9 protein-coding genes are annotated in these 7,959 nt (G+C 67.7%); 6 read left to right on the forward strand and 3 right to left on the reverse strand.

Annotated elements, in window-relative coordinates:
- Nucleotides 1-51: 51 nt before the first annotated feature.
- Complete coding sequence (gene fabG / locus ABZ803_RS33480) at nt 52-804, reverse strand: 3-oxoacyl-ACP reductase FabG (RefSeq protein WP_357045560.1); 753 nt, start codon at nt 802-804, stop codon at nt 52-54.
- 161 nt (nt 805-965) lie between these two features.
- Here fabG and ABZ803_RS33485 point away from each other — a divergent pair, with 161 nt between their 5' ends.
- A complete protein-coding gene (locus tag ABZ803_RS33485) occupies nt 966-1,436 on the forward strand; it encodes an SRPBCC family protein (RefSeq protein ID WP_357045562.1) in 471 nt (156 codons plus the stop codon).
- 173 nt (nt 1,437-1,609) lie between these two features.
- The gene (locus tag ABZ803_RS33490) at nt 1,610-2,167 is read left to right on the forward strand and encodes a helix-turn-helix domain-containing protein (RefSeq protein WP_357045564.1); all 558 of its coding nucleotides are present in this window, start codon (nt 1,610-1,612) and stop codon (nt 2,165-2,167) included.
- Between the two features lie 15 nt (nt 2,168-2,182).
- Here the strand turns inward: ABZ803_RS33490 and ABZ803_RS33495 are convergent, their stop codons facing one another.
- Nucleotides 2,183-2,740: a hypothetical protein gene (locus tag ABZ803_RS33495; RefSeq protein WP_357045566.1), complete on the reverse strand. Its 558-nt coding sequence runs from the start codon at nt 2,738-2,740 to the stop codon at nt 2,183-2,185.
- 841 nt (nt 2,741-3,581) lie between these two features.
- Here ABZ803_RS33495 and ABZ803_RS33500 point away from each other — a divergent pair.
- Both ABZ803_RS33500 and ABZ803_RS33505 read left to right on the forward strand, forming a co-directional pair.
- Entirely contained in the window at nt 3,582-4,076 is a 495-nt protein-coding gene (locus ABZ803_RS33500) for a hypothetical protein (protein ID WP_357045568.1), read from the forward strand.
- Nucleotides 4,077-4,144: 68 nt separating this feature from the next.
- Nucleotides 4,145-5,380, forward strand: a complete 1,236-nt coding sequence (locus ABZ803_RS33505; RefSeq protein ID WP_357045570.1) for a PepSY-associated TM helix domain-containing protein — start codon at nt 4,145-4,147, stop codon at nt 5,378-5,380.
- Between the two features lie 12 nt (nt 5,381-5,392).
- On the opposite strand, the gene ABZ803_RS33510 is transcribed toward ABZ803_RS33505, so the two are convergent.
- Nucleotides 5,393-6,040, reverse strand: coding sequence for a LysM peptidoglycan-binding domain-containing protein (locus ABZ803_RS33510; RefSeq protein ID WP_357045571.1), 648 nt, complete (start codon nt 6,038-6,040; stop codon nt 5,393-5,395).
- Nucleotides 6,041-6,437: 397 nt separating this feature from the next.
- On the opposite strand from ABZ803_RS33510, the gene ABZ803_RS33515 reads away from it, so the two are divergent.
- Both ABZ803_RS33515 and ABZ803_RS33520 read left to right on the forward strand, forming a co-directional pair.
- The gene (locus ABZ803_RS33515) at nt 6,438-6,980 is read left to right on the forward strand and encodes an AAA family ATPase (RefSeq protein ID WP_357045573.1); all 543 of its coding nucleotides are present in this window, start codon (nt 6,438-6,440) and stop codon (nt 6,978-6,980) included.
- Nucleotides 6,981-7,228: 248 nt separating this feature from the next.
- Nucleotides 7,229-7,429 carry a hypothetical protein gene (locus ABZ803_RS33520; protein WP_357045575.1) on the forward strand — a complete coding sequence of 67 codons (201 nt, stop codon included), beginning with the start codon at nt 7,229-7,231 and terminating at the stop codon, nt 7,427-7,429.
- Nucleotides 7,430-7,959: the final 530 nt, after the last annotated feature.

Consider the following 7,959-nt stretch of genomic DNA (forward strand, 5'->3'; position numbering starts at 1 on the left):
CTGCGACGTTACCGCCCCGGCCCGCCCCCGTACGGCGGGCGGGGCTGCGGATCAGTCGGTGGGGCCGCCGGCCACGTAGATCACCTGGCCGGATACGAAACCGGCGCCCTCGCTCACGAGGAACGAGGCGGTGTGCGCGATGTCTTCGGGAGTGCCTACCCGCTGCACGGGAATCTGCGATGCGGCGGCCTTCTGGAAGTCCTCGAACGAGACTCCGACACGCTCGGCGGTGGCGGCGGTCATGTCGGTGACGATGAATCCGGGAGCGATGGCATTGGCCGTGACGCCGAATTTGCCCAGCTCGAACGCCAAGGTCTTGGTGAAGCCTTGCAACCCTGCCTTGGCCGCCGAGTAGTTCGCCTGTCCGCGATTGCCGAGCGCGGAGGTGCTGGACATGTTGACGACGCGTCCCCACCGCTGCTCGACCATGTACTTCTGCACCGCGCGGGTGAGCAGGAAGGCTCCGCGCAGGTGCACGTTCAGCACGGCGTCCCAGTCGGCGACGCTCATCTTGAACAGCAGATTGTCCCGCAGGATGCCGGCGTTGTTCACCACGACCGTCGGCGCGCCCAGCTCGCCGGCCAGCTGCTCGACGGCGGCGGCGACCGACTCCTCGTTCGACACGTCGGCGCCGAGCGCGACGGCTCGCCCGCCCGCCTCGGTGATGGCGTCGACCGTGTCGGCGCAGGCCGCCGCGTCGAGGTCGAGCACGCCGACACGAAGCCCGTCCGCCGCCAAGCGCTTGGCGATCGCCGCACCGATCCCTCGTGCGGCGCCGGAAACCACTGCCACTCGCTCGCCCATGAGCGCGTCCCTTCGTCGGTCGGATGTCGGATCAGTCATACCGCACCGGCCGGTCGCCGTGGCCGGGACCGGCCGCCGAACCGGGATCGGCGCGGGGTGAATTACCACAACTCTCGAGCAGAAGGCTTGTGCCGCTCTCGGCCCGATGTTTCGATCGGCAGGTGACCGACCAGAACGAGCCTCCCCGAATCGTCAGCGCCAGCCGTGAGATCGACGCGGGTCCGGCGGCCGTCTTCGAGCTGATCGCCGATCCCGCCGAGCAGCCGCGCTGGGACGGCAACGACAACCTGGCCGAGGCCGCGACGGGGCAGCGGGTACGGGAAGCCGGGGCCGTGTTCAGCACCACCCTGACCAACGGAGCCGTCCGCGACAACCACGTGGTGGAGTTCGCCGAGGGCAGCCGCATCGCGTGGCGCCCGTCGGAGCCCGGCAAACAGCCGCCCGGCCACCTGTGGCGCTGGGAGCTGGAGCCGGTGGGCGAGGGCCGCACCCGAGTCACCCATACCTATGACTGGACGTCGCTCACCGACGAGAAGCGTCAGGTCCGCGCCCGCGCGACCACCGCGGACAAACTGTCGGCCTCCCTCGACCGCCTCGCCGAACTCGCCGAGCAGCAGGCGGTTTCGTCGTAGCAGTACCGCACCGGCCACTCCTACCGGACTGTATTGTCCGGTTACGGCTCGTAGTATGCGTCGGATCACGGCACCACATCGATGAAGCGGCGCTCGCAGGTCTCGGTGCGGGATGCCGTGCCGGGCGCTCGGTCGGGCAAGGGCGGCCACAATGGTCCGGTAATCTTGCCCGAATGACCTCGCCACGCCGTGTGAACAGGGGGCCGAAGGCGGCGGCCGGCAACCGGGCAGCCTTGATCCAGGCGGCGCGAGAAATCTTCGCGGACAGTGGCTTCGACGCGCCGTTCAGTTCCATCGCCCGGGCCGCCGGAGTCGGGCAGGGCGTGCTCTACCGGCACTTCCCGACGCGGGAGAGCATCGCGCTGGCGGTGTTCGAGGAGAACATCGACGGTATCGAGGCGGTGGCCGCTGATCCCGCGGTCACCGTGGACGACCTGCTGGCGATCATGGTCGAGCAGATCACCACCTCGGCGGCGTTCATCGCGATGATTCACCCCACCAACACCGACGACATGCGCCTGTTCGAGGTGGCGCGACGGCTGATCACCCTCATCGCGGAAAAGCTGGAAGATCCGGGTCAGCGCGGCACGATCAGTGCGGACATCACCACCGCGGACGTGGTCTTGGCGCTGGCGATGCTGGCTGCCGTGCTGTCGAAGACCGACGCGCAGTCGAAGCAGGAGACCGCCCGGCAGGCATGGGCGTTGCTGGATCGCGCGTTGCGCGGCTGAGGGCACGCCCGCCGGTCACGGCGCGCGCTCGATCGACGCCAGCTCGTCGGCGACGCGCTCGAACGACCGGATGACGTGCAAGAGCCCGTTGGCGAATTCGCGTTGCCCGACATCGATTCCGCTTTCCGCCGACCAGCGAGCGAGCAACCGGTGTACCGTGGCGTCGGCGCCGCGGGTACGGAGTCGCACCGCGGTGGCGTGTGCGTGTCGCTGTGCCGAATCGGTCACGGCGACAACGCCTTCGGCGGTGTAGACGGCGGAGTCACTGATGATGTCCACCAGTTCGACGAGTTCGTCGGCGAGCCCGATCAGATCGTGGATCTGCGCGATTTCCGCGGTGATCGCCATGTGGTCGATGCAGCAGCGCAGCAGTACGCCGAGCCGGTGCAGGTGCCCGGGAAGCGGGTGGACCGGCGCACCGAGCGGCGTGAGGTCCGCCAGGCGGTGCCGGATGCTGAACGGATCGGCCGGGGGAGCGCCGAATTCGGCGAGAACGATGGCGCCCGCGCGCAGGTCGAACGCTGTCGCGGTGAGCGAGTCGTCGGGATCGGCGCGACTGGTGAGCGTTCGCATACGTCTCCTGGTGCTCGTCGCCGAGACGCCGACTTGCCCATGCCGCCCCCCTCGGTCGCAGATGGAATCGCCGCATGACGAGACTCTCGACATGTGATTGCCGAGTGATTGCCAGCGGCTGATTTCCGGACCGGTAGACGATCCGGATAGGTTTGTCCGGTAGGTAACCAGTTTGAACTATGAGCGCGGTGTCGTCAAGCTGCCATCGCAGCGCGGTCCCGGTTCCCGCGGGGCCGGAGACCGGCTGTGACTCAACTATTCGGGCAGTGAAAAGCGCTGGTATAACGCATTCTCGGGCAACGGTGGCGAGCGGTGATCACTCGCGTTCCGGGTAGGTCGGGCAAGGTGCCCTCGCCCGTTCTCCGATGCCCCGTAGTCGTGAACGCGCGGAGATACGGCGGCCCGTACGGGCCGCGGTAGGTGGACACAGGGTCTTGACCAGGCAATTGCTGACTCGGTGAGATAGGTCACAATCGGGCTCGGCAGAAGCGCCGTCATCGGATCGTGGACCGCCTTAGTGTGGGGGCGGCAGAACCTTCCGGCGAGGGGCTCGACGATCCGCTCTCACCCGCCGCTCCGCTCTCCGGATCCTTCGCTGGTTCGGCACGCGGCCGCCCCTCGGCCGCGCGGCTCGCTGATCCGCGATGGCCGGCGCGGTGGTTGGTACCCATCGGAGTCGGTGTCCGCGGCCGGACCTGTCGACATCTTCATCGGTGACACCGGGATGGGAACCATGGCTGTACGATCCGTCGATTCCGTTGACCGGGGCGCTCCAGTATCGCCCTCCTTCACTCGTTGGCGAGACCGGACGCGCCGGTGCCCGCATCGGTACCGCTTGGCGGTGGTCGCGCCGAGCATCGCGGACGTGGTGCGCTGGACCGGCGGGTGGCTTTTCGATCGCACCGTCGCGGGATGGGAGGTCACGGTGCTGGTGGCCGATCCGGGGGACACCCGCCCGCTGCGCATCCTCGGGGCGACGGCGCTCGACCTCGAGCAGTTCTCGGCCGCGCCGGTGCGCGAGACGTGGCCGCAGGCAGTCGCCGTCGCCTCCGCAATGTATCTGTCCGACAACCGGGTTCGCGACGGCGTGCTCGACTGTCTCGACCGGGGGCGCACCGAGGTGACGATGTGGGGCGAGGGTCTTCCCGTCGAACTCGACCATCGGGTCGGATCGGTGCAGCACCGGGTCAGCCTGGCCGGACGGGCCTTCAAAGCGTGCGCGATGCGGGCGGCGAGGCTCGCGACCGAGGTGGTCGGTCCCGTCGAGGTGTTCCGGACGGGAGGGGCGTCGCGGATGTACCCGGGGTACGGCGTCGACCTGATGCCCGCCGGGTGATCGGGAGGCCGAGGTGGATCGGAACTCGCCGGAGCTGGGAAGGGCTTATTTCAAGTTAGCCTAACCTTATGAACGCGAGCACGGCGGTGCACGAGCCCGGCAGGCGGATCGTCCGCTCGCGCGAGCGATCCCGCAAACCGGTACGGCGCGCACTGGTCTCGATTCACCGCTGGTCGGCGTTGATCCTCGGCACGGTCCTGGTGGTCCAATCGACATCGGGCGCGATTCTGCTCTACCACGCCGAACTGTTCCGGGCCCAGCACGCCTCGTTCTATCGGCACACGGACGCGCCGCCGGTGATCGACAACGAGCAGGCCGTCGCGCTGGTTCGTGCGACCGATCCCGATTTCGCGGTCGGCTGGGTCGGCGTGGACGGCGGTGTGATCGCGATCGGAAACGCGCAGTACACCGCCGCCTACTCGGTCGATCCCGGAACCGGGCGAATCAACGAGCGGGTGAACCTGACCGACGGTGTGCTGGGTTGGTTGGCCAATCTGCACAACTGCGCATTCGGCTGCGCGCGCTACTCCGGAGCGATCCCGATCATGGAGAACCAAGCTCCCCTCATCGACATCAAGTGGGGCGCGGTGATCTTGGGCTCGCTCGGCACACTGTTGGTCACGCTCGCGGTGTCCGGTGTGGTCATCTGGTGGCCGTCGCTCAGGCGCAACGGGTTCCGGGTCCGCCTGCGGAAGGGGCGCTTCGCCCGGGACCGCGACCTGCACGACGTCATCGGCGTTCTCGCCGTGCCGTTCCTGCTGGTGTGGGGCATCACCGGGACCACCATCGAATGGCCGGCCGTCCAGCGGGCCTGGCTCGTCGCCACCGGCGGCAACACGACACTGGAACGAACCGAGAGGTTCTTCGAGCCGCGCTCCAGCGGGGCGGGCACGGCTCTGCTATCCATCGGCGAGGCCGGCGCGATCGCGCAGCGCGCCGCGCCGGGCCGGCTCGCCTACCTGCTGCTGCCCACCGACACCGCCCCGTACTACCGCGCCGCCGTGGCCGGCGCCTACTCGCCACGCGAGCATCGCCTTTTTTACAGCGGTGACGTCCTGGTCTATGTGAACGCCTACGACGGCGCCGACGTCAAGGTGGTCGACGCGAGCCACGACCGGCCGCTGGCGAACACCTTCTACGCCAAGGTCTTCGAACCCGCCCACTTCGGCTGGCTGGTGAACGGCTGGTGGCGACTGGTCTGGCTGGTCTTCGGCCTGACTCCGCTCGCGCTCGCGGTCACCGGGCTGTCGACCTGGTTGTTCCGCCGCAGAACCGAACGCCGTCGCAACGGCGCGAGGGCGTAGCCGTCTCGCGAGTCACGACGGGAAGTGGATCACTTGCCGGGCGAAGACCGCGTCGGGATCCGCGAGGTGATTCGCCGCCGCGACCACACCCACCCTGGTGTCCAAGTCGGCGGGACCGTACGCGTGGTGGCACATCGTCCGCAGCGTATCGCCTGCGACGGTCTGGCGGCGGTTCAGGCCGGGCACGATGAGTACGTGGCCGGGAGCCGGTTCGCTCCCGGAGGGCAGGTGGTTCGCCAGTTCGAGCAGCAGGGCGAGGTGGTCGTCGCCGTACCAGCGCTCGGCGAGTACCGCGAGAGTCTCGCCTTCGGTCACCGTGTGGTGGCCGACATCGGCCAGCTCCGGGATGTGCAGCCACGCACCTTGCTGTATCTCGCGTTGTGCCACACCGTTGACCACCTCCCAGATCAACTGGACATGGGTGTCCTCGCTGCCGTAGTAGCGCTGAGTGATCTGCTTGCGCGCCGCGGTGGAGTCGGAAGTGGTGACGAGGTGGCGCCGGGTGATGTACGGGAGCAGGAGCTGTTGCCCGACGTCGATCGAATTCGGATCGGCGAGATGGTTCTGGCGCGCGATCGCCGGGAACAGACTGCTGTCGCCGTACTCGCGATGCGCGATCGCGGAGAGGGTGTCGCCAGGTCGAACTTCGTACTTTTTCATTACTTCCGCCTTTTCCGAGACTGCCGCCGGTGGGAGCCGCGACCCGGCGGGATTCGTCGTCGCCGCAGCTGGGCTTCGGCCGACTCCGGACACCTACCGGTCACGAAGGGTTTCGCAGTACCGAATGCTCGTCGCGGATAGTCGCCCGATCGTGAGTAGGCGACTACTCGTTTTCGACGGCGCTGCTGGCGCACGCTGGAGCGATACGCTGAGCACCGGGATTCCCGAGAGGAAACCGATCGCGCCCGGAGGAGCCGAAGGGCGATCACGGGGTATCCGTGCCGGGAAGCGAGCTGTTGCCGCGTTCGCGGCCGCCCGCACCGCGCTCGTGGCGTGTCGAACGCGCGTGCTCACCGTGGGTGGCTGAACGCCGGTCGTGCGACTAACTTCGCGAATCGTGAACGGTGAAGTGATCATCCTGACCGGCCCGCCCGGTGCGGGAAAGACGACCGTGGCCGAACTGCTCGCCTCAGGCGCGAGCAGGCCGACGGTTCACGTGACGACCGACTGGTTCTATCGCTCGATCCGCACCGGATTCGTCCTGCCGTACCTGCCCGAAGCGCAGCGGCAGAACGAGGTGGTCGTCGACGCGATCGTCGCGTCCGTCGCGACGTTCGCGCGTGGCGGCTACGACGTCGTGGTGGACGGAATCGTGGGGCCGTGGTTCCTGCCGCCGTTTCGCGCGGCCGCCGAACGCGACCGCCTGGCGCTGTCCTACTTGGTCCTCCGGCCCGATCTGGACACGGCGTTGGCGCGTGCGCAGCAGCGCCGAGGGGACGAACTGAAGGATGTCGAGGCGATCACCGGCATGCACATCGCGTTCGCGGACCTGGGGGAACTCGAGGACCATGCGCTCGACAACACCGGGCACCTCGACGCGGAACGGACTGTCGCGGAAGTCCGGCGCGTCCTCGCTTCGGGGAATCATCGATTGTGCTGAAAGGTATGGCGAGCCGGTCGGATCGACGGATCGCCCTGATGTTCTGCCCGGCTGTTTCGAACGTCTGAGAGCAGATCGGCAGCCGGATAACGCGTTCGGCTGACGTGTACTCGGAGCGGCCGTGGGGCAGTTCTTTTCGATCGTATGAAGAAGGGTGGAGGCTGATTCGCCTACCGGAGTGCGGGTAGCACGAAGACGTGGCGCGAAGAGCCACAGTCGGTTTCATCCGCTACCGAAAGGAGCATGTGATGACAGACCAGAACAATCCCGGGCAGTTCGGCAACCGCTCCGATACCGAGGAGCAGGCGCGTCGCGGCGGCCAGGCCAGCACCGGCAGCTTCGGCGACCGCAACTCCGCCGATCCGAGTGCGGCGGGACGCAAGGGCGCCGAAGCCCAGCCCAATGAGGCCAAGGTGCGCGGCGGTCAGCACAGTCACGCCGGTCGCTGACGTCGACCAGAGCACGGGCCGGGCGGTACAACCGCCCGGCCCTTTTCGTCTGTCCACACACAGCCGAATCCAGGGGGCGATCGCGGGGACGTCGAGGAGGCTTTCCGGTCTCCGCTTATGTGACTCCTTATTAGCGATCGATGGGGATATGCCCTGAAGTGCTTCCCCTGCTGGTTCATCCGACTCAGGTACGCCGACTGACTACGAAGTCTGCGCAGCGCTGCTGTGAATCTGCTGGTCGCGGACGGCGATCTCGCCTGCCCGCACGGACCGTTCGCTACCGCGCGAGGCTGTACCGGCAAGTCGTCGAAAGTCGGGACAGCGGGCGCCACCGCTTGCTAAGTTAATCACTGTTCTTATCGTTGCGACGGCGAAAACGGGCGTCGCCGACTCTCGTCGCATCGTCACGGTGACGCCCCGGCTCAATGAGGAGTGGTTGTGATGGATGGTTTCAGTAGGCGTGGGGTGTTGCGGGCTGGTGGGGTGTTGGGGGCGGTGGGTGCGTTGTCGGTGGTGGGGGTGCCGGGGCG

Origin of the sequence: Nocardia sp. NPDC047648 (assembly GCF_040642815.1) — a bacterium.
Taxonomy (GTDB): domain Bacteria; phylum Actinomycetota; class Actinomycetes; order Mycobacteriales; family Mycobacteriaceae; genus Nocardia; species Nocardia gamkensis.